The sequence below is a fragment of the Cupriavidus sp. 96C5-1 genome (assembly GCF_057798855.1).
In genome coordinates this window covers 11,935-32,032 of record NZ_JBYOJU010000065.1, presented here as the reverse complement: position 1 = coordinate 32,032, position 20,098 = coordinate 11,935, and the positions used below count along the sequence as shown (strand labels likewise).

The following is a 20,098-nucleotide window of genomic DNA, read 5'->3' as shown; positions in this document are numbered from 1 at the left end:
CCATCCTCCCCGGAGCGACCGTCTGCACAATCGCTCGGAGGGGCCTGATGATCCGGACCCGTTCCGGGTCGATCAATGACGGAGACAACCATGAAGAAAAAGAAGCACGATCTTTCCGGCGGGTTGCGCCGGGCAGCGGGCATGATCGCTTTGGCTGCGTCATGTACGCCGGCCATGGCCGCCGACCCCGACCCCGGCGGAGCGCCGGGCAAGGAAGAGAGCAGCGAGGTCAACGCCCTGCCGATGACCAAAAATGTCATCTCGCGTGGCGCACTCGACAAGGAGAACCCGCAAGACGGCTATGAAGCCCTGAAGAGCGTTGCAGGCGTAACCAATGCCAGCGCGAAAGGCACCATCTCCGACAATCTGAACATCCGTGGCATCCCGCTCGACACCTACTCGAGCTACCGCCTCAACGGTGGCGTGTCCCTTGTCAACATCATTGCGATTCCATCGGAAAACAAGGAACGCATCGAAGCCCTGAAGGGAGCGAACGCGCTGATGTATGGCCTTGCCAGCCCTGCTGGCATCGTGAACCTCGTGACCAAGCAGGCCACCGCGCAAGACGTCTCCACCGTGGGGCTGTCGGGCAATGCCTTCGGACAATACGGGGGCAACGTGGACATCGGCCGCCGCTTCGGTCAGGGTAAGCAATTTGGGGTGCGTGTCAATCTCGCGGCCACGCATCTGGAAACCGGTGTCGACGGCGGCAATGGCCATGGCCACTTCGGCAGCCTCGCGGCCGACTGGAATGCCAGCGAGCGGTTGAAGTTCAAGTTCGACTTCGAACGCTACAGTCGGGATGTGATCGAACAGTCCCAGATCCAACAGCTCAAGCCCGTCAATGGCGTGGTGTCGATCCCGCGAGTTCCCGATCCGACACGGCTGTTGTCTGGTACCTGGGCGCACTACCGCCCCACGATAGAGAACACCCAGTTGCGCGCGGACTTCGCCCTGAACCAAGCCTGGAGCGTGCTCGCCGAGGTGGGCCGCTCCACGGGCGAGCGCTCTCGATTCATCAGCCGCATCAATGGCTACAACGTCGATACCGGTGAAGGTGTGAACAACATCACCTTCGTGAAGAACCAGAAATACACCAACACCTACGCCAAGAGCGAACTGCTGGGGAAATTCGCCACGGGAAGCCTCTCGCATGCCTTGACCCTCGGCCTGATGTTCGCCGAGCGCGATGCCAATACGCCCAACGTGACCACCATCAAAGTGGCGCAGAACATTTACAACCCTCGGGTGCTGCCGGAACCCACCGCGCCGAGCGGACCGCTGACCTATTCGCCGCAGAATGTCAAGAACGTCGGCGTCTATTTCTACGACACGGTCTCGATCGGCTCGCAATGGAAGGTGCTCGCCGGTATGCGCCGCACGCAATACGATGGGACCAACACCCTACCCAACGGCACTACGACCGCGACTTCCACGACCAAGCTCTCGCCGGCATTGGGTGCGATCTACCAGCTCACGCCCGCGGCCTCGCTCTACGCGAGTTTCATGAAGGGGCTTGAGGAAACCGGCACGGCCCCTGTGGGCACCGTGAACCAGTTGACGTTCCTGCCGCCCGCCGAGGCAACACAGAAAGAGGTTGGCCTGCGCGCGACCTTGGCACCCGGCGTGGCCGCCACCGCGGCGTACTTCGACATCACCCGCGCCAACGCCGTGACCGACGTGAAGTCCAACGTCTTCCTGATCGACGGGACGACCCGCTTCCAAGGACTGGAGGCCACCTTGAACGCGGAGCTGAACCGGGAGTGGTCGTTCAACGCCGGCGGCCAGTTGATGAAGGCCCGGCAGAATTCGGAACGCGACCTGTCGATCAAAGGCCTGACGCCCGAGAACACCCCGAAGGCTTCGGGAAATCTCTCGGTGTCCTATCGGCCTGCGGCGCTACCCGGCCTGTCGATCTCGACCGGCGCCTCCTTCAACGGCAGCCGGTTTATCAACCCACAGAACCAGGGCAGCATTCCCGCCGTCACCGTGTACTCGGCCGGGATTGGCTACACCACCAAAATCGGCGGCCGCAAGACCTCGTTCCAGATAAACGTCGACAACCTGACCAACAAGTCCTACTGGAATTCCGCCAGCGGCGGGGCCTATGGCATTGGCATGGCGCGCAGTGTCAAGTTTAGCGCCAAGGTCGATCTTTGAACCCCTTCCTTAGACAAGGAAAAGCCATGAAACTCCTCTATACCCGCTGCCTTGACTGGTTGGCACTGGTACTCATCTGCACCTCCAGCCTGTGTGCCTCTGGTCTTGCGCAGGCCCAGGAAAAATCGCTGCGAGCCACCGGTCCGGTCACCCTGGTGCTGTCCTACTATGTCACACCGGCCAACCGGCCCGCATGGCGGCAGGAGATGCGCGAGAATGGCCTGCGCCAGCTTCAAAGCTGGAAGGAACAAGGCGTGTTCAAGAACTACCGCGTCCTGGTGAACCGCTATATGGACTCAGGAGGGTGGGACACCATGGCCATCCTGACCTTCGGCCAGTACTCGGATGCGGTGCAATGGAAGAAGATCGAGCAGACCATGCCCGCCGGGTTGAGCCCCAAAGCGTTGCAACTCACGTCCCGCATCGAATCGACTCCGGTCGATCTTTCGCGCTCCAACCTCTCCAGCGACGACGCGAGCGCCTCCGTCTACCTCGCCATCGGCTACGACTCAGTCGGAACATCCGCCGACTATCTGCGCTACGCCGACGGCTACCTCGTTCCGCAACTCGACGGGCTGGTCGCTGCGCAGGTGCTGCGCAAGTACCGCCTGTACGAGAGCCGGTATGCCGCCGGTGCCGGCCGGCCCTGGTCCACCATGGCGCTGTTGCAATACAAGAACGACGAAGCGCTGGGCAACAGCGATGCGGCAACTGACCACGTGCGCGCCCGTCTGCAAGAACAAGCCGCCTGGAAGGCCATCGCGGAAGAAGTTCGCAGGACCGGCAAGGAAAAGCCGGTGCAAGTCGTGCTTGCCGACCAACTCGCGCTGCCTTGAATCACGCTTCGCTCTTCACCACCCCATTTCTCGGATCCAGCCAATCATGAACAAGACACTCGCTTTCTGCGCCCTGGCCCTGACGGCCTTCTGCACCACCGCCTGGGGGCAAGCCGCTTCGGGCTACCCAGCCAGCTATGCTCAGACCGTGGAGGCGGCCAAGCGTGAAGGCAAGGTCGTGGTCTACAGCGTGCTGAGCAACAAGGCGGCCGCGCCACTGATCAAGGACTTCAACAGCCTCTATCCCGAGATCCAGGTCGAGTACGACGGCGAGAGCGGCTCCACCGAAACCTACGATCGCTTCAAGGCCGAGGTCGCAGCGGGCAAGAGTTCGGCGGACGTGATGTGGAGCTCTGCCATGGACTTGCAGATGAAGCTGGTGGCCGATGGTTACGCCATGCCCTACCATTCCCCTGAGGCCGCGAAGCTGCCGGCCTGGGCGGTCTATAAGGACTTGGCCTACGGCACCACGTTCGAGCCGGTGGTTTTCGTCTACAACAAAGCGCAGGTCAGCCCCGTCGAGGTGCCGCAAGACCGCGCTTCCTTTGCCCGCTTGCTGGCCACCCAGCCCGACAAATACCGCGGAAAGATCACGACATTCGACATAGAGAAGAGCGGCGTAGGCTTCATGTTCGCCGTGCAGGACCAGAAGCACGACCCAGCCCCAGGGCGCCTTCTCGCGGCCTTCGGGGCGGCCGATCTACGCAGTTCCCCCGGTACCGGGGCAATGCTCACCAAGGTGGCCTCCGGAGAATACCTGCTCGGCTACAACATCATGGGCGCCTATGCCCTGGTGCGGGCCAAGAAGGACCTGCCTGGCCTGGGCGTGGCCATTCCCAAGGACTACACCGTGGTGCTGTCGCGGGTGATGTTCATCAGCAAACATGCGAAGAATCCGAACGCGGCAAAGCTCTGGAACGACTACATACTGTCTCCGCGCGGGCAAAAGGTGATCGGTAATGCGCTGGAGCTGTTTGCGATCCGCGAAGATGTGGACGCGGAATACACGGCCGGCAAACTGGCGCAGCAACTCGGGGGGCAGGCCAAGCCGATCCCGCTGAGCCTGGAAATCACGGAGTACCTTGATCCCCAGAAGCATCGTGACTTCATCACCAACTGGAAAGCAGCGATGCGGCCCGCATCCAACCGTTGATCCTCAGCAGATTCATGAAGTTCGCCCCTCGGAGTTGTGTAAGAAAGCGGTATTGCAACTGCCGAGGGTCAAATTGTCACGCGGCCGCGCTGCTGGAAGTGGCGCGGCGGCCAAACTACACGGGTAGCCCGGTTCGCTTGGCATCCGTAATCCAGCCATGATAGAATTCGCGTCGTCTTAGGGGAGTAGCTACCCTCCGTCCCCCGGAGGAGGCCGACGTCAACATACTTGGTAAAACTACCATGGCGCCGGCAGCCGATTCGGCCTTGCGAGACCTTTGACTTTCCGTCCACCGGCTGGGGCTGGCAATGGACCGTAAAGTCAATGGTGATTGCATTGCCAGCCCCAACGGACCTTCCATGCCTGCGTTGATCGCGGCGTTCGGACTGGCCGCCCTGACGGAAATGGGCGACCCGCCCTACCGCCCCTTCCCTGCTGTTGCCTCGCGCCTCCCTTTTCGGGGCGGGCATCGGCACGCCTTTGCAATGGGGGCCTAACATGCGCCCTCGCACCAAGCCCGTCTCCCTGATACGTATCTGGCTGCTATTGCTATTGATCGCGGTCCAACTGGTGGGACCGCTGCTGCATGCGCATATGGGAACGCCGAAACAGACTGGTTTCCATCTCGACGTTCCGCTGCTGGGCCTGCTCGATGCCGTAAAAGCCGAGTGCGCCAAGGACAACGATCCCTGTGCCGGGGAGTCCGAGCCTTTCTCCGTCGACGTCGAGAAGGGAATTGGTCATTGGGCCGCGTCCCTGCATCTCGACCCTGCCCACGTGCAAGCGCTGCTCGCACTCTTCGCCGCCTGGCTTGCACCGCTGGTGCTGCTGGTAGTCCCCTTCCGTTCCCGCGCCGAGCCGGCGTTGCCGCGCTGGCGAGGCGGTAGCGGCAGGCCGCCACCTGCGCAGGCTCCGCCTTCTCACTCCTGACAGATGCTCGCCGGCCATGCCGGCCTTCTTTCAATGCGCGCGCCGCCAAGGGCGCGCCCAATGCATTCGTCTTATCCGGAGTCAGGGATGTTTGATCAACGTGGTTTTCCGGCCTTAGCCATCGCGGCGTCGGCCCTAGTCTGGTTCGTTCCCGCGAGCGCGCGAACCTTGCCCGTGTCGGCCACGCAGGCCGAAGCGCTAGGCGTGAAGTTCGCGCCAGCGGCAGACGCCTCGCAAATCGAGATCGGTGCCACAGCGCGAGTGGTACTCAGGCCCGACGCGCAGTATGTAGTCGCTGCGCCCTATCCGGGCATGGTGCCGCAGGTGCTGGTCACCATCGGCCAAGCCGTCAAGAAGGGCCAACCGCTGGCCAGCTTCGCCAGCCCGCAGATGTTCGAGGCCAGTCGCTCGCTGACCGAGGCACGCTCGCAGGCGGACCTGGCCCAGCTCGCGCTGGCGCGCGACAAGCAGTTGAGCGACGATGGCGTGATCTCCGGCAGCCGCTGGCAGACCACACAGGCGCGCGCCCGCGAAGCCGCGGCCATGCAGCGCGCCCGTGAGGCGGAGATGTCCGCCGCCGGCATCGTCTTCGGCGGCAAGGGCGAGGCACGGCTGGTGGCCGGCCGCGCCGGGCTCGTCGCCGAGATCCACGCCGTGCCGGGCACGCGGATCGACGGCTCGGCGCCGCTGTTTCGCATCGTCGACCCGACTGCGCTGGAACTGGACCTGCTGGTCGGGCGTGATGTGCCTGCCCTCAAGGGCGGCGAGAGGCTGGAGATTCGCCAGCGCGGCGTCAACGGCCGGATCGCAGGCGTAGTGCCGCTGAGCGATGGCACTGGGGCCGTGCGCGTGCGCGCCACGCTGGACCAGCGAGGCAACCTGCAGGCCGGTGAAAGCGTGGCCGTGGTGATCCACCTGCCGCCAGAGTCAGATGCCGACGGCAGCCGGCGTATCCGCATTCCGGTCAGCGCGCTGTTGTACTGGCAAGGAAAGGCCGGCATCTTTGCGCAGGCCAAGGATGGTGTGGTGTATCACCGGGTTGTCGTGGATGCGGTCGACGATGCATTCGCCACGGTGCGTGGTGCGCTGCCCGCCAACACGCGCGTGGCCACGGCGGGACTTGGCGCCCTGAAGGGCTTACTGACCGGAGCGCCGTGATGCTGTCCCAGATCGTAGATTTCTCGCTGCGCCAGCGCGTGCTCGTGCTGATCACGGCGCTGGCGCTGGCAGCGGCCGGGGCATGGGCCTACGTGCAGTTGCCCATTGATGCCTTCCCGGACATCGCGCCCACGCAGGTCAAGGTCATCCTTAAGATCCCCGGCATGACGCCGGAGGAAGTGGAGCAGCGCGTCTCGACGCCGATCGAGCAGGAGCTGCTGGGCATTCCGCAGAAAACCATAGTCCGCTCGATCTCCAAGTACGGCATCAGCGATGTCACGGTGGATTTCGAAGAGGGTGTGGACCCGTACTGGGCGCGCCAGCAGGTCACGGAGCGTTTGTCCGGCCTGATGCGCGACCTGCCCGCCAACGCGGTGGGCGGCCTTGCGCCGATCACCACGCCTCTCGGTGAAATGTTCATGTTCACCGTGGAAGGCGAAGGCCATACGCTGGCCCAGCGCCGGCAGGTGCTGGACTGGGTGATCCGGCCCGCGCTGCGCACGGTCAGCGGCGTGGCCGACGTGAACGCACTGGGCGGCGAGGTGCGCAGCTACGAGGTTATCCCTGACCCGGCCCGGCTGCGCGCGCGCTCGGTCACGCTGGAGCAATTGCGCCAGGCACTGGAAACCAACAACCGCAACGACGGCGCCGGCCGCGTGGAGCAAGGCGACGAGACCTGGGTAGTGCGCGTCGAAGGTGGCGTCCGCAGCCTGGACGACCTACGGCGCATCGTGGTGACGCCAGGCAACGATCTGGCCCAGGTCACCGTGGCGGACGTCGCCACCGTCAAGCTCGGGGCGACCACGCGCTACGGTGCAGTGTCGATGGACGGCAAGGGCGAGGCCGTGCAAGGGCTCGTGCTGGCGCTGCGCGGCGCCGATGCGTCCAAGGTGGTGGGCACCGTGCAAGCCAAACTCGACGAACTGGCCCCGCGCCTGCCCAAGGGCATGAGCACCAAGGTGTTCTACGATCGAGGCGAGCTGGTCTCGCGCGCGGCCAACACGGTGGTGCGCGCGCTGGTGGAGGCCAGTCTCTTGGTGGTGGTTACGCTGTACCTGTTCCTCGGCGGCCTACGCGCCGCACTGGTGGTGGCGACCACGCTGCCGCTTTCAATCCTGGCGACCTTCCTGTTGATGCGCTACGTGGGGTTGACCGCCAACCTGATGAGCCTGGGCGGCCTGGCCATCGCGCTCGGCATGCTGGTGGATGCCGCGGTGGTGGTAGTCGAGAACATCGAGTCCGCACTCGCAAAGGCACACGCGCGCAAGACCGATCCCGTGCTGCGCCCAGCCATCATTCGCCACGCCGTGGCCAGCGTCGCGGTGCCCATGCTGGCCGGCGTGTCGATTATCGCCATCGTGTTCCTGCCCCTGCTGTCGCTGCAAGGGCTCGAAGGCAAACTGTTCGGCCCGGTGGCGCTGACCATCGTGCTGGCGCTGGCTGCCTCGGTGGTAATCGCGTTCACGGTGGTCCCTGCCCTGTCGTCGCTGCTGCTGCAGGCGCATGCCGACGAGGCGCCATTCCTGATGCGCTGGATCGCCACGCGCTTCGACCGCCTGCAGACCTGGAGCCAGCGGCACTCGCGGCTGGTGTTCGGGCTCGCAGGCGTGGCGTTGGTCGTGGCGGCGTGGCTCTACACGTCCGTTGGGAAAACCTTCATGCCATCGATGGACGAAGGTGACCTGATCGTGCAGATCCAGCGCGCGCCCTCGGTTTCGCTGGCTACCTCGCTGGAACTGGACCGGCGCGTGCAGGCGGCGCTGCTGAAGGAAGTGCCCGAGATTCGCTCCATCGTGGCCCGCACCGGCTCGGACGACCTGGGCCTGGACGCGATGGGCCTCAACGAAACCGACTCGTTCCTGGTGCTGCGCCCCAAGGCTGAGTGGCGCGGCAGCAAGGAGGATATCGCCATCGCCATACGCCATGTCATGGAGCGCTTCCCGGGTGTGATGTACAGCTTCACCCAGCCCATCGAGATGCGCATCTCAGAGATGATGACCGGTACCCGTGGCGACGTGGCTATCAAGATCTTCGGCAGCGACCTCGCAGCCATCAACAAGGCCGCCACCGAGATCTCCGAGCAGATGCGCACGGTCCCGGGCGCGGCGGAAGTGATCGCTGCCAACAACGACGGTGTGCAATACCTGACGCTCGCGGTGGACCGCGCCGCGGTGGGACGGGCCGGGCTGACCAGCGACGGACTCCAGGCCCTGCTGCGTGCCCAGGTTGAAGGCGAGCGCATCGGCATCGTGCCTGAAGGCATGGTGCGCACGCCGCTGATCCTGCGCGGCAGCGATGCACACCGGCAGACTCCTGAGAGCTTTACCAACCTGCAGGTGACAGCGCCGGACGGCAAGACCTGGCCGCTGACGTCGCTGGCCCAAGTGCGCCGCGTGGAAGGTCCCGTGCGGATCAACCACGAGGACGGAGCACGATTCGCCGTCGTACAGGTCAATGTCGATGGCCGCGACCTGACCGGATTCGTGGAAGACGCCAAATCCGCGGTAGCCAGGATCCCCGGCTTGCCGAAGGACCTGCAGATCGTCTGGGGCGGCCAGTTCGAGAACCAGCAGCGCGCCGCCGCGCGGCTCGGCCTGGTGGTACCGCTCGCACTCGCGGCCATCTTCCTGCTGCTGATGCTGACATTCCGTTCGGTGCGTCAGGCGGTGCTGGTAATCGGCAACATCCCGTTTGCGCTGGTTGGCGGCATCGCCGCGCTGCGGCTGTCGGGTGAGTACTTGTCCGTGCCTGCCTCGGTTGGCTTCATCGCGTTGCTGGGCATCGCTGTGCTCAACGGTGTGGTGCTGGTCTCACATTTCAACTTCCTGCTCGAAGAGGGCCTGGACCTTGCCGCCGCCGTGCGGCGTGGCGTGCGCGACCGCCTGCGGCCGGTACTGATGACGGCCTGCATTACCGCGCTGGGGATGATTCCGCTGCTACTGGCCACCGGCCCGGGGTCGGAGATCCAGCGGCCGCTGGCCATCGTCGTCTCCGGCGGCCTGGTCACGTCGACCGCGCTGACGCTGTTGCTGCTGCCGCTGCTGTTCGAGCGCTTCGGCCTGTCGCGCGCGGCCCGCAACGACGACGCCATGGTGACCAGCCCGGAACCTGCCGGTGCCGCCACCGGGGAGAACCGCCAATGAATATCAAGAGCATTGACATGAAACGCAATCCCCTGCTTGCTGTGGCCGTGGCGCTTTGGTTACCCGGCGCTTACGCGCAGCAAGCCGCGGCAGACCCCATGCCCGCCGATGACACCTTCCTCCCTTCTCCGGCCGCAGCGAGGGCTGCACTTGATGCAGCGCCGGATGTCGCCGCCGCCATGGCGCGGCGGAACAGCAGTCTTGCCCGCGCTGACGGCATCCGCGCCGGCTCGGCGGAGTTCGTGGTCCGCGCCACCGGGCAGAACCGGAACGTGCGCAACCCCACGGATAACTTCGCCGAGGGCCAGGTGGCGCTGGAGCGTCCATTGCGCCTGTGGGGCAAGTCCGGTGCCGATGCGGCGCTAGCTGATGCCACCATCGAAACCGGGGCCCACGCGCTGGAGGAAGCGCGGCACACCGTATCGCGGCAGATGCTGTCGCTATGGTTCGGCGTGCTCCGTGCTCGGCAGGCAAGCCTCGCCATGCAGCGCAACGGCGAGCTGGCCGCGGAACTGGTCACCGCCACGGGCAGGCGGGTACAGGCCAAGGACGCTGCGCCGATGGAACTGGAACTCGCGCAGGCCGAGCAGGCACGCGCGGCAGCCGCGTTGGCCGGCGCACGTTCCGTCGAGAGCGCGGCCGAGGCCGAGCTGCGCGCGCGATTCCCCGCGCTCGGGTTGCCACCGGCGACCTCGGTGGCCATACCGCTGACGGCGTCGGACGCCCTGCTGGCCGGCGATGCGCGCGGCCGCTACCTCGACGAAAGCCACGCGCTGAAGCTGGCGCTGGCCGAGGAATCGCAGGCGCAGCGCCATGCCCGTCGCTCCGACCTGGAGCGCAAGCCCGATCCCACGGTGGGCGTATTCGTCACGGTGGAGCGCGGCGGCGCCGAGCGGATCGCGGGGGTGTCGGTGTCCATGCCACTGGGGTCCGTGCAGCGCCGCGCCACGGCAGTCGCAGCGGCGGCGGACGCAGAAGCTGCGGCGCGGCGCCGTTCCAGCGTGGAGCAGAGCGTGGGCGCGGAGTTCGACGTGCTGTCGCATACCGTCACTGGTCTGCGCAAGGCGGCACAGGCGCAGGCTACCGCGCTGGATCTGGACCATAATGCGGCCGCTCGCGCCGGCCGAGCCTATGCAGCCGGCGAAACCAGCCTGAGCGAATTGCTGGTGATCCGCCGCTCACTGGCCGACACCGCGCTTGCCGCCCGACTGGCCGCCGTCAATGCGCGCGAGGCCGAGGAGAAACTGCGACTGGACCTGCATCTGCCATCCCGCTTTGATTAGCCGCTGCACGCGGCGCGCCCGGGCAGGACGCGCCGCGCTGCCGTGCTAATGTCCCCCTGGCCAGTCGGCCATGGTGGCACCGCATGCGACCGAACCAACATCCGGTCGCTCCCATCCGATCTGACTAAAGCAACGCCAATGAATATCACATCCACCCTTCTACTCGCTTTCGCCATGTCGACCGACGCCTTCGCGGCAGCCATCGGCAAGGGGGCGACTCTGCACAAGCCACATTTCCGCGAGGCACTCAAGACGGGGCTGATCTTCGGCGTGATCGAAGGCATCACGCCGCTGGTGGGCTGGGCGCTGGGCAAGGCCGCAGCCATCTATGTCACCGAATGGGATCACTGGATTGCCTTTGTGCTGCTCTTCGTCCTAGGCGCGCGAATGATCTATGCGGGATTCTCCACACCCGACGCCCCGGAGGAAGAAAAGCCAAACTCTCACTCGTTCTGGGTGCTGGCCATTACGGGCTTCGCCACCAGCATCGATGCCATGGCAGTGGGCGCCGGACTGGCCTTCGTCAATGTCAACATCGTCTCCACGTCAATCACCATCGGCCTGGCCACGATGCTGATGGTGACCATCGGCGTGATGCTGGGGCGGGTGATCGGCGCCAAGGTGGGCAAGCGGGCCGAAGCACTAGGCGGCCTGATCCTAATCGGCATCGGCAGCGTAATCCTGGTAGAGCATCTGGGCTTGGCCGCTTGATATCGCTCCTTTGGCACGCGCTAAGCGCAAACTGGCGCGTTGATGCACCGCGGCGGTAGGCGTCGATCGTGGCATCACGGTGTTGATCCATGCTGGAGCGCCGAACGAATGGATCGGCGGGCTGGCGCAAGGCCAAACGCCGAGCGACGCCGTGCCAGCAATATGCCCATAGCGAGCACGCCGCAGCGTCTTGGTAGTCGAATCGCGCCCGAGGTGGCATCGGCTTGCTGCGGTCTCATCGCGGGTAATATTGGAGATGTCGGTCAACCAGCCGGCTGAGGAAATCTCCCAAGATGACAAACACCAAGTCCCTGCGGCTTCAAGCCAACACCCTTGCCGCCACGCTGGACGGCACACCCGGCGCCCTCTTGGCACTCGCGCATGCGGGCTACCGCCAATGGACAAAGGCCCGACATCTGAATTTCCCACCTGCGCGCCGCGAGGAATTGCTGCAGGAGATCCTGCATTTCTGCGCGGACACGCATCTGCTCGAGTGCCCGCCCGAAAACGGGTGCCGTCCACAGGCGATCGCGGACATGCCGGACACCCGCTATCCGCGCTACGCACGGCGCAGGCCTCGTCGCATCGCGAGCGATGAGTTTTCAGCTATCCATTGACCCCTCTTTCCTGGAAGCCAATGCCGCCTCGCAGAGGCGGTAAGGTGTTGGGGGCTTGGTTTTCAGTATATAAATACTGGTATGGACAGATTTGACCGTCTCTGGCTAACCAATCCCACTTTGGCCTATGCCGACTGGCAAGCCCGCGAGGCCGCCGGCGCGGACCGGCGCCCATTCTCCGCACGGTCCATCGTCCAGCACGAGGCGATGTTCGAACGCTTCCGACGCCACCTGCTGGCGGCCGGAGTCACCCTGGCCACCTTCAGCTCCGACCACATCGATGCCTTCTGGCAGGCGCCGGAGGCCGAAGGCTACACCGCTGCCACCCGCATGCGATACCTGAAGCTGCTCGACCGGCTGTGCCGCCACCTGGTGGACATCGGCGTGCGACAAGGCAACCCTGCCGAGAAATTGGTACGCGACGGCCAGTGGCCCCAAGACGATCCCCTGCCGATCTTCCTCCCGGAAGACGCCGATGCCCGGCTGCAGGCCCATGTGCAGCCGCATGCCGGCGACGACCTGCCAACGCTGCGAAGCCGCGCCATCGTCGCCTTGTTTCTCGGCACCGGCGTCACGGTTGCAGAGGGCCGAGCTGCCGAGGTGGCCGACCTGCAGCCCGCGGCCGCGCCGCCCTATCTGCATGTTCCCGCGCACGGCGCGCGTGATGCCCGCACCGTGCATCTGGACGCGTTCGCCGTGCCCATCCTTTCGGCCTGGCTCGTACGTCGCGCCACCCGGCCGATCGCCAGCGATCTCTTGTTCTCGCTCAAGGCCAGCGGCACGCCGATTACGGAGATGAGCCTGGGCAAGATCGTGCGCGCCGCGCTGGAAACCATCGCTTTCGAGGCGGACGACATGAGCCCCCGAATCCTGCGCAATACCTTCTGCCGGCGCCAACTGCTCGCTGGCCGTTCGAGCGAGGATGTCAGCAAGCTGATGGGCTTGGCCAGCTCAAGGACCTGCGACCGGATCGCCGCCACGATCGAATAGGCGTCGGCGCAGGATGCGAACCAGTACTGGTCGTCGGTCGTCTTCTTCGAATGCATGGCAACTGGAATGCTCGCCGCCGCGGCCAGCGTCATGATCGGCATCAATCCCTACGCCAGCCTGGCCCTCGCGGCGCTGGTCGGCTTCCTCGTGCTGTCGAGCCAGCGTGCGCGCCGGCTCATCGGCTGGATCTCGACCGCGCTCTATACGCTCATGGGCGCCTATGTCGGCTATGCCTGCGAGTCCTGGTCGCTCGGGATCATCCTGTCGATCCTCGTCTTCCTGGTTTCCTCGGCCCTGCACGACATGGGCAACCAGCACTACGACGACCTGCAGTCGCCCTCTCGCTGAGCGTCGAACGGTCGAATCGGCACGCTTTTCCCCTGCTATTTGAACCGCCCCGCCAGCGACGGCGGGCAACAATGAACGAACCCACCCGCCGTCGCTACCCCGAAGGATCATCCTATGCCTAAACATCCTCTTGCCGCGGCTGCCCTGGTCGCAGCGACGCTGCTGCCAGGGCTGGCACACGCGTTCAGCTTTGGATTCCCCGAAGCGACCTCTGCCGTCCTCACCACATCGACCGATATCGAGGCCGCCTTCTCGCCCGATGCCGGAGCGCTCGAATTGGTCCTGAAGGTCATTCGCTCGGCCAAGCAGTCGATCCGCGTCTCCGCCTACAGCTTCACCTCCGGGCGGCAGCATCGTGATCAACATCGGGAATGACGTGCACCTGGCAGGAAGTCCTGCGCGATCCCTCTACGCCGAGCGGTTGCTGCTGGCGCTGCATGATCGGCTTGGCCTCTCTCTCATGGACCGCATTCCATGGGTCAACTACAGCAAGCCGCCTGGCCCAACCTGGTTGGCTTGCGTCAATCGCGTACGGTTAGGCAGCGCGCACGAGCTGGTCTATTGGCTGACGAATGACCCTGCCCGCGTACGCTCCGACAACCGTCGCGTGCTGCAAGCACATACCGAACGGCATAGAAAGCTGATTGCCGCCGGCGGCGAGACGCGGACGGCAATCTATGGCGATGGCGCGTACCGTCTGGGGCCGGGCTCCTTTGGCGGCGACACCGCGGGCCGACTGCCGCGCAACGTCATCCAGCGTGGCCACGTCTGCCCGGATACCCGGCTATATCGGCAGCGCGCGAAAGAACTCGGCCTCCCTATCCATGGGGCGATGCAACCGACGGACATCCCGGATTTCTTCGTGCGCTTCCTCACCGAGCCGGACGACCTGGTCGTTGATCCGTTTGGCGGCACGGTCCGGACTGGGCTGGCAGCGGATAGGCTGGGGCGTCGGTGGCTGGTAACCGACTGGATGTTGGAGTATCTGCGCGGCGCGGCGGAGTTCTTCCGCGGTGCCGACGGATTCTCCATGCATCCTGCATTCGCCTAGATTCGCGGCTCGATTTGGCAGTTGCGCCGGTCAATTTCGGCTCGACAATATCTGGCATGGACCTCGATACGCCCCTCCCTGAAGCCGAGCTGCATACGGCGCACGTGGCCACCACCATTGGCCTTCCCCAAACGGTTTTCCGCAACGCTGACTCCGGTGGCTGGTGGCACACCAATCCGATGGCCAGCCTCCTCGCGAGCGCCGAGCTTTCGGTCACCGTGCTTCCGGCCAACTTTTTCAGGTAGAGCGTCATGCCTTCCAACGCGTGGCTCCCTATCCAGTTCGCCGGGCATCTGCTTCGCTGCCTGCCAATCGCGAATGGAAGCGCCGGGCAGGCATTCACGCGCTACGCCGAGGATGGGCGTCTGGAGATCGACAACAATAGTGCTGAGCGGGCGCTGCGCGGTGTCGCTTTAGGTCGGAAACTACCTCTTCGCCGGTGCGGACAGCGGTGGAGAGCGAGCCGCCGCGAAGTACACGCTTATCGGCACTGCCAGGCTCAATGGCCTCAACCCGGAAGCGTACCTGCGCCTTGTATTGAGCCGCATCGCCGACCACCCCATCAAACGGATCGCCGAACTCCTGCCCTGGGCCGTCGCTGCTGAACTGCCGTCCCTCGACGTGCCCGCTGCCTAGCTCCCTGCTACGCCAACAGTGAATCGTCCGGTGCCGTCAAGGACGGTGCTGACCGGGCCGTTACGACAATGCGCAGTGTACTTCGCGAGATCTGCTTCCACCCACACGTTGACTGCAGCGCCCAGGCCCATCTGGCCTTCGGTGGGAAATCCAAGCTCTTCGACGACGCTGCTGTCGCCGTCAGCACCAATCGCGTACTGCGAACTTCGGGGGCTTACCGAGTAGGCATCTAGCCCATCTAACCCAGTACTTCACGATGCTCCTTCACATAGTCCATCAGCACCTTCAGCAGGATGGACGTCGCCGGCGACGGACTGCGCCTTGTCAGATGGAAAGCGCCCACTGCTCTATGGAGCATCGGTGGACCCAGCTTTCGGAAAGCGAGTCCCTTTGCGTCGGCAAGCAGTTGCGCATTTGCAGGGAGGACAGAGACTCCCATGTCGTGACGGACCATGGAGAACACGGTCGCCGGGAACGATACTTCAAACGCATAGTTGGGCACGATGTCCAGTTGCGTGAGGTGAGTATCTAGCTGCTGCCGCAGGGGACTACGAGGGGAAAGCGCGATGATTGGCTCCCGACTCAGCATCTCCCATGAAATCTGCCGCTTGTTCGCAAGCGGATGAGCGGCATGGAGCACGGCCAAGTAGGTATCGGTGAAAAGCGGTATGCAGGTTATCTCCCGATGAGCGCCAAGGGATGTCCCTATTCCGATGTCAATCTCTTCATCAATCAAGGCTCGCTGCAGGTCTTGCTCCGCCATGTCAACAAACTGCAACTTGATGCCGGGATAGCGCTGACGAAACATCGCCATGAATGGCACAAGCAAGGTAGTGGACAGCACGGTGGCGCTGGCAAGAGCGACTCGTCCCCGTTCATAGCTCACTGTCTCCCGCGTGCGCTGGACACCGTCCTCAATATCCCGGAGCACCCGTCGCGCCATCCCGAGGAATTCCAGTCCGGAGGCGGTCAATCGCACCATCCGGGTATGCCGGTCAAATAACTTGAGTCCTAACTCTTCCTCCAAGTCCTTGACCAGCATGCTAAGTGCCGCTTGTGTCACGTGGAGGGTATCGGCCGCCGCTGTGAACTGGCTGCAGTCCGCAACCGCAACGAAGGCCCGAAGCTGCCGCAAGGTGATATTCATCAGATAGTCTTAGAAATGAATAAAATAAATTGAATTGTATGATGAAAGATAGCTTGCTTAAATACGGCCATCAAGGATTACAAAGGAAGTCGCCCCATGACTCCCACATCTTCATCGCCCCTGATGCCTGTCTGGGTTCGTGGAATTCGTGTCGAAGCAGAAGGAATTCGCAGCTTCGAACTGTGGCCAAGAGACAGCGAACTCGCCGAGGTGGAGGCTGGAGCTCATGTTGACGTCCATCTTCCGGGCGGAGTGATTCGTCAGTACTCCCTGACGAATCCGGGCGAATCTCATCGATACATCATTGGTGTCAACCGTGACCCGAAGAGTCGGGGAGGCTCACGCTATCTTCACGAGCAAGTTCGAGTCGGTGATGAGCTGGCGATAAGCGTCCCACGCAATCACTTCCGCCTCGATGAAACGGCACAACATTCCGTTCTCGTGGCCGGCGGCATTGGTGTCACGCCGCTCTATGCGATGGCAAGGCGGCTAACGGAGCTGGGGCGACCCTGGACGTTCTACTACTGTGCTCGATCTCAAGAGCGAGCGGCATTCCTGCCCGAGCTATCCAGCCTGGCCGCAAGTGCAACGCAAGGGATCCTGCACCCCATATTTGACGGCGAGCCTGGACAGATGCCGCTTGATGTCAGGAGCGTTGCGCAGCGTTACCGCGATGCCGACCTGTATTGCTGCGGCCCGACGCCACTCATCGACGCGTTCCGCGAGGCCTGTGCCGGCTTGCCGCAAGAGCGGGTCCACGTGGAGTTCTTTAGCTCGGGTGCAGCCAGCACGGCAACCGGCGAGGCGGTGCCGCCTCGCAAGGCCTTCCAGATCGTCCTCCAACAGTCCGGCAAGACACTGGACGTTCCGCCGGAGAAGTCCGTGCTCGACGTTCTGCTGGCAAACGGACTGCTCGTCTTCAGTTCCTGCCGGGAAGGCGTATGCGGTTCTTGCGAGACCCGCGTGCTCGGGGGCGCTCCGGAGCATCACGACCGGGTCTTGTCGCCGGAAGAACGCGCGTCCGGAAAGACCATGATGGTGTGTGTGTCCCGTTGCAAGGGCGAAAAACTAGTTCTGGACCTATGACTGCACCCCGCACGCAGTGGGGTATCGATAACGTTGAAGAGAGCGGGAGAGAAGAGCATGACACGCGAATTTGAGAACAAGACCATCATTGTTACGGGCGCCGGCGGCAACATCGGCCGAGCTTACTGTGACGGGCTGATTGCAGCCGGAGCCAACCTCGTGATGGCCGACTTGGGCGACCTCACGGGGTTGGCGAGCGAGTATGGGAGCAGCGGCGCCCGGGCCATTGCCGTCAAGGTCGACGTTGCCGACCCCATGTCGGTCCAGGCGATGGCCGACAAGGCGATGGAGACGTTCGGGCGAATCGACGGACTCATTAACAACGCCGGCTTCTTCAAGGGCTGTTCGTTTGGCTCCTTCATGGACATTCCGCTGGAGGAGTGGGACCTGTGCTTTGATGTGAACGTCCGCGGTGTATGGCTGTGCTGCAAGGCGGTGGTGCCCTACATGAAAGCGGCCGGCGGTGGAAAGATCATCAACGTGTCCTCGAATACGCCTTACAAGGGGGTGCCGAACTTCCTCCACTATGTCTCGTCGAAGGCCGCCATCATCGGTCTGACGCGTGCCCTGGCGCGCGAGGTTGGCGAATTCAACATTCAGGTCAATACTCTCTGCCCCGACCTGATTCCCGACGCCGATATTACCGCCAAGCAAGGTACAGCCGCCGACGAAAGGACGATCGCAGGTCGCTGTCTCAAGCGCACGCAAAAGCCAGACGACATGGTGGGCTCGGCGCTCTTCCTGCTCGGCAAAGGCTCCGACTTCGTGACGGGTCAGAGCCTGCTTGTCAACGGCGGGGCGTTCTTCAACTGAGCCTCCGCGCAATCCGAACATCTCACAAGACCTGACGCAATGAGCGAAGCCGGACCGGAAGGTCTGGCATTTAGTGGAGTTCCCCATGACAGACCTCTCCAATACCGGCAATCCGCTGCGCGACCTGCGCGGCAAAGCAGAAAGTCCGCCTCTATTCAAGGCACTCAGGAAGTACTGGCACCCCGTAGCCTATGCGGCGGAACTCTTGGACAAGCCGATTGACGTGACCCTGTTGGGACAGTCCGTGGTTATCGCCAGGCTGAACGGTGAAGTTCGTGCCTTGAATGGCCGCTGCCCTCACAAGGGAACAAAACTGGCGTTGGGCCAGATTGTGGATGGCGCGATCGAGTGCCCGTACCACGGATGGCGTTTTGACGGCGAAGGCGCCTGTGTTCGCATTCCGGCCCGTGAGGAACTGACAGATACCATGAAGGTATCGACGTCGTGTTACCACGCGACGGAGCAGGCCGGGATCATCTGGGTAGCGCTTGAGAAGCCCTTATTTCCTACGCCGGTTTTCCCGGAACTGAATGACTCGGCGTACCGCGTCTTGCAGGGCGAAACATACGATTGGGCGACGAGCGCACCGCGGCGGCTCGAGAACTTCGTCGACTTCTGCCATTTTGCCTATGTGCACGACGGCTCCATCGGCAGCCGGGCGAATCCCCGCGTGGAGCCGGTCAGGGTCTGGCGCGAAGAGTCGGTACTGCGCTTTGACCGGAGTGGTATCAAGGAACCCGGAGTTGGGTTGAAGAAACAGTTGCTTGGCCTGACCGAAGAGTGGATCGAGCCCAGGAACGAATATCACGTGACGATGCCGGCGACCGTGCATCTGAAGCGGACGTTCCCCAACGGGAAGCGCTATGTCCTGTTCATGGCGGCATGTCCCGTTGACGAACATACCACCCGCAGCTTCTGGTGGCAGGCGCGCGACTTTGGGACGGAGCCGGTTTACGACAAGTTCTTCATGGACTTCGAAGCCCAAGTGCTTGCCGAGGACAAGCCCATCATCGAGTCTCAGCGCCCGCTGTGGTTCCACCTCTCGAACGCTCCGGACTCGGAGCGTGAGATTCCGGTGCGGGGCGCCGATGTCGTCACGATCGAGTATCGGCGCTGGCTTGCTGAAATTGCTGCGTCCGAAGGGGGCGCACCATGATGCCGGTGAGATCCGCAGCAGTGCGCCACCTCAACGTCCAGCTTGATGGCCAGATCTTGCACGTGCTCAGTTTCGGCGAACACACAACAAGCGCACCGCCGTTGCTCTGTCTCCATGGGGTAACTGGCAATGCGTGGATCTGGCACGATGTCGCCAACCATCTGTCGCGGGAACGGCAGGTCCTTGTCCCGGACCTCCGGGGGCACGGCGATAGTCAGTGGTCCGCCATTGAGGCGTATGCCACCAGTGATCACGTCCGAGATCTGGCCGGCCTCCTTGAGGCGCTGGAAATCGAGGAATGTGATATTGCGGGATTGTCGTGGGGCGGCCTGATCGCGCTCGAATACACGGCGCATCATCTCCGCCGGGTGCGTAGATTAGCGGTTCTTGATGTTGAGCCGTCCTCCCGGCAGGCGGATGATGCGGTGCCGCCGCGCCCCGCACAGTTTCCGGACCTCAAATCGGTCTACATGTGGGAGCGTGCCGCGAATCCAAATGCGCCAGATCCGCTACTGGACCTTTTTGCGGCGAGCTCAGTACGTCCCGGGGATGATGGTACCTGGGCACGTAAGCATGACCGCTTTTTCTTTACCCGCTGGCCATTTCGCAATGACGATTCCTGGGCGACTCTTGAAAACCTGAGGGTACCCACGTTGTTCCTGCATGGGGAGCGAAGCTTCGTTCGACGGCAGGTGATGGAAGAGATGGCGGCGCGGGTCGACGACGCGGTCTTTCACAGCTTGAAGGACACCGGGCATCTGTTGCCACTTGAAGCGCCGCAGGCCGTTGGCGAGCACCTGGAGGCATTCTTTCGGATTTAGTGCACGCGCTTTGCCGGAGCCAGGGGGCGTTGCCCCGAGCTCTGGCTCCTCCACCACAT

General features: G+C 63.6%; 19 protein-coding genes, 2 pseudogenes and 1 riboswitch. Of the genes and pseudogenes, 19 read left to right on the top strand and 2 right to left on the bottom strand.

Annotated elements, in window-relative coordinates:
• Positions 1-90: 90 nt before the first annotated feature.
• The 15 genes and pseudogenes from AC3FOF_RS40870 to AC3FOF_RS40800 all read left to right on the top strand — a co-directional run.
• On the top strand, positions 91-2,160 hold the full coding sequence (locus AC3FOF_RS40870) for a TonB-dependent siderophore receptor (RefSeq protein WP_488729880.1): 2,070 nt from the start codon (positions 91-93) through the stop codon (positions 2,158-2,160).
• Positions 2,161-2,186: 26 nt separating this feature from the next.
• Positions 2,187-2,996, top strand: a complete 810-nt coding sequence (locus tag AC3FOF_RS40865) for a hypothetical protein (RefSeq protein ID WP_488729879.1) — start codon at positions 2,187-2,189, stop codon at positions 2,994-2,996.
• Positions 2,997-3,042: 46 nt separating this feature from the next.
• Entirely contained in the window at positions 3,043-4,149 is a 1,107-nt protein-coding gene (locus AC3FOF_RS40860) for an ABC transporter substrate-binding protein (protein WP_488729894.1), read from the top strand.
• 168 nt (positions 4,150-4,317) lie between these two features.
• Positions 4,318-4,504: riboswitch (yybP-ykoY riboswitch) on the top strand.
• A 143-nt stretch (positions 4,505-4,647) separates the two neighbouring features.
• Positions 4,648-5,079, top strand: a complete 432-nt coding sequence (locus AC3FOF_RS40855) for a hypothetical protein (protein ID WP_488729878.1) — start codon at positions 4,648-4,650, stop codon at positions 5,077-5,079.
• An 87-nt stretch (positions 5,080-5,166) separates the two neighbouring features.
• A complete protein-coding gene (locus AC3FOF_RS40850) occupies positions 5,167-6,237 on the top strand; it encodes an efflux RND transporter periplasmic adaptor subunit (protein ID WP_488729877.1) in 1,071 nt (356 codons plus the stop codon).
• Positions 6,237-9,380 (top strand): efflux RND transporter permease subunit, encoded by a 3,144-nt coding sequence (locus AC3FOF_RS40845; RefSeq protein ID WP_488729876.1) that lies wholly within the window; start codon positions 6,237-6,239, stop codon positions 9,378-9,380. The genes AC3FOF_RS40850 and AC3FOF_RS40845 overlap by 1 nt, the downstream gene beginning before the upstream one ends.
• Before the next feature lie 17 nt (positions 9,381-9,397).
• Complete coding sequence (locus AC3FOF_RS40840) at positions 9,398-10,663, top strand: TolC family protein (RefSeq protein ID WP_488729875.1); 1,266 nt, start codon at positions 9,398-9,400, stop codon at positions 10,661-10,663.
• 138 nt (positions 10,664-10,801) lie between these two features.
• A complete protein-coding gene (gene mntP / locus AC3FOF_RS40835) occupies positions 10,802-11,374 on the top strand; it encodes a manganese efflux pump MntP (RefSeq protein WP_276266019.1) in 573 nt (190 codons plus the stop codon).
• A gap of 293 nt (positions 11,375-11,667) precedes the next feature.
• Entirely contained in the window at positions 11,668-11,991 is a 324-nt protein-coding gene (locus AC3FOF_RS40830; protein WP_488729874.1) for a hypothetical protein, read from the top strand.
• 81 nt (positions 11,992-12,072) lie between these two features.
• Positions 12,073-12,981: a tyrosine-type recombinase/integrase gene (locus AC3FOF_RS40825; RefSeq protein ID WP_488729873.1), complete on the top strand. Its 909-nt coding sequence runs from the start codon at positions 12,073-12,075 to the stop codon at positions 12,979-12,981.
• A 54-nt stretch (positions 12,982-13,035) separates the two neighbouring features.
• On the top strand, positions 13,036-13,329 hold the full coding sequence (locus AC3FOF_RS40820; protein ID WP_488729872.1) for a hypothetical protein: 294 nt from the start codon (positions 13,036-13,038) through the stop codon (positions 13,327-13,329).
• Positions 13,330-13,443: 114 nt separating this feature from the next.
• The gene (locus AC3FOF_RS40815) at positions 13,444-13,704 is read left to right on the top strand and encodes a hypothetical protein (protein WP_488729871.1); all 261 of its coding nucleotides are present in this window, start codon (positions 13,444-13,446) and stop codon (positions 13,702-13,704) included.
• Entirely contained in the window at positions 13,685-14,380 is a 696-nt protein-coding gene (locus AC3FOF_RS40810; RefSeq protein ID WP_488729870.1) for a DNA methyltransferase, read from the top strand. Before AC3FOF_RS40815 ends, AC3FOF_RS40810 begins: the two co-directional genes overlap by 20 nt.
• Before the next feature lie 56 nt (positions 14,381-14,436).
• Positions 14,437-14,625, top strand: coding sequence for a hypothetical protein (locus AC3FOF_RS40805; RefSeq protein WP_488729869.1), 189 nt, complete (start codon positions 14,437-14,439; stop codon positions 14,623-14,625).
• Positions 14,626-14,715: 90 nt separating this feature from the next.
• Positions 14,716-15,016, top strand: a pseudogene (locus AC3FOF_RS40800) (transposase domain-containing protein); the annotation flags it as partial.
• On the opposite strand, the pseudogene AC3FOF_RS40795 reads toward AC3FOF_RS40800, so the two are convergent.
• Positions 15,013-15,210 (bottom strand): annotated as a pseudogene (locus AC3FOF_RS40795) (hypothetical protein); the annotation flags it as partial. The pseudogenes AC3FOF_RS40800 and AC3FOF_RS40795 overlap by 4 nt on opposite strands.
• Positions 15,211-15,254: 44 nt before the next feature.
• Entirely contained in the window at positions 15,255-16,163 is a 909-nt protein-coding gene (locus tag AC3FOF_RS40790) for a LysR family transcriptional regulator (protein WP_488729868.1), read from the bottom strand.
• 96 nt (positions 16,164-16,259) lie between these two features.
• On the opposite strand from AC3FOF_RS40790, the gene AC3FOF_RS40785 reads away from it, so the two are divergent.
• From AC3FOF_RS40785 to AC3FOF_RS40770, 4 genes are all read left to right on the top strand, one after another.
• The gene (locus AC3FOF_RS40785) at positions 16,260-17,249 is read left to right on the top strand and encodes a PDR/VanB family oxidoreductase (RefSeq protein WP_488729867.1); all 990 of its coding nucleotides are present in this window, start codon (positions 16,260-16,262) and stop codon (positions 17,247-17,249) included.
• Between the two features lie 57 nt (positions 17,250-17,306).
• Positions 17,307-18,062, top strand: coding sequence for an SDR family NAD(P)-dependent oxidoreductase (locus AC3FOF_RS40780; RefSeq protein WP_488729866.1), 756 nt, complete (start codon positions 17,307-17,309; stop codon positions 18,060-18,062).
• 85 nt (positions 18,063-18,147) lie between these two features.
• Positions 18,148-19,218: a Rieske 2Fe-2S domain-containing protein gene (locus tag AC3FOF_RS40775; protein ID WP_488729865.1), complete on the top strand. Its 1,071-nt coding sequence runs from the start codon at positions 18,148-18,150 to the stop codon at positions 19,216-19,218.
• Positions 19,215-20,039, top strand: coding sequence for an alpha/beta fold hydrolase (locus AC3FOF_RS40770; RefSeq protein ID WP_488729864.1), 825 nt, complete (start codon positions 19,215-19,217; stop codon positions 20,037-20,039). Before AC3FOF_RS40775 ends, AC3FOF_RS40770 begins: the two co-directional genes overlap by 4 nt.
• Positions 20,040-20,098: the final 59 nt, after the last annotated feature.

Excerpts from the sequence above, each read along its gene's own strand:
- AC3FOF_RS40780 (WP_488729866.1), top strand. The coding sequence starts at position 17,307 with ATGACACGCGAATTTGAGAACAAGACCATCATTGTTACGGGCGCCGGC.
- AC3FOF_RS40830 (WP_488729874.1), top strand. The coding sequence starts at position 11,668 with ATGACAAACACCAAGTCCCTGCGGCTTCAAGCCAACACCCTTGCCGCC.
- AC3FOF_RS40845 (WP_488729876.1), top strand. The coding sequence starts at position 6,237 with ATGCTGTCCCAGATCGTAGATTTCTCGCTGCGCCAGCGCGTGCTCGTG.
- AC3FOF_RS40825 (WP_488729873.1), top strand. The coding sequence starts at position 12,073 with ATGGACAGATTTGACCGTCTCTGGCTAACCAATCCCACTTTGGCCTAT.
- AC3FOF_RS40820 (WP_488729872.1), top strand. The coding sequence starts at position 13,036 with ATGGCAACTGGAATGCTCGCCGCCGCGGCCAGCGTCATGATCGGCATC.
- AC3FOF_RS40815 (WP_488729871.1), top strand. The coding sequence starts at position 13,444 with ATGCCTAAACATCCTCTTGCCGCGGCTGCCCTGGTCGCAGCGACGCTG.
- AC3FOF_RS40855 (WP_488729878.1), top strand. The coding sequence starts at position 4,648 with ATGCGCCCTCGCACCAAGCCCGTCTCCCTGATACGTATCTGGCTGCTA.
- AC3FOF_RS40850 (WP_488729877.1), top strand. The coding sequence starts at position 5,167 with ATGTTTGATCAACGTGGTTTTCCGGCCTTAGCCATCGCGGCGTCGGCC.
- AC3FOF_RS40805 (WP_488729869.1), top strand. The coding sequence starts at position 14,437 with ATGGACCTCGATACGCCCCTCCCTGAAGCCGAGCTGCATACGGCGCAC.
- AC3FOF_RS40870 (WP_488729880.1), top strand. The coding sequence starts at position 91 with ATGAAGAAAAAGAAGCACGATCTTTCCGGCGGGTTGCGCCGGGCAGCG.
- AC3FOF_RS40770 (WP_488729864.1), top strand. The coding sequence starts at position 19,215 with ATGATGCCGGTGAGATCCGCAGCAGTGCGCCACCTCAACGTCCAGCTT.
- AC3FOF_RS40790 (WP_488729868.1), bottom strand. The coding sequence starts at position 16,163 with ATGAATATCACCTTGCGGCAGCTTCGGGCCTTCGTTGCGGTTGCGGAC.
- AC3FOF_RS40785 (WP_488729867.1), top strand. The coding sequence starts at position 16,260 with ATGACTCCCACATCTTCATCGCCCCTGATGCCTGTCTGGGTTCGTGGA.
- AC3FOF_RS40840 (WP_488729875.1), top strand. The coding sequence starts at position 9,398 with ATGAAACGCAATCCCCTGCTTGCTGTGGCCGTGGCGCTTTGGTTACCC.
- mntP (WP_276266019.1), top strand. The coding sequence starts at position 10,802 with ATGAATATCACATCCACCCTTCTACTCGCTTTCGCCATGTCGACCGAC.
- AC3FOF_RS40860 (WP_488729894.1), top strand. The coding sequence starts at position 3,043 with ATGAACAAGACACTCGCTTTCTGCGCCCTGGCCCTGACGGCCTTCTGC.
- AC3FOF_RS40865 (WP_488729879.1), top strand. The coding sequence starts at position 2,187 with ATGAAACTCCTCTATACCCGCTGCCTTGACTGGTTGGCACTGGTACTC.
- AC3FOF_RS40775 (WP_488729865.1), top strand. The coding sequence starts at position 18,148 with ATGACAGACCTCTCCAATACCGGCAATCCGCTGCGCGACCTGCGCGGC.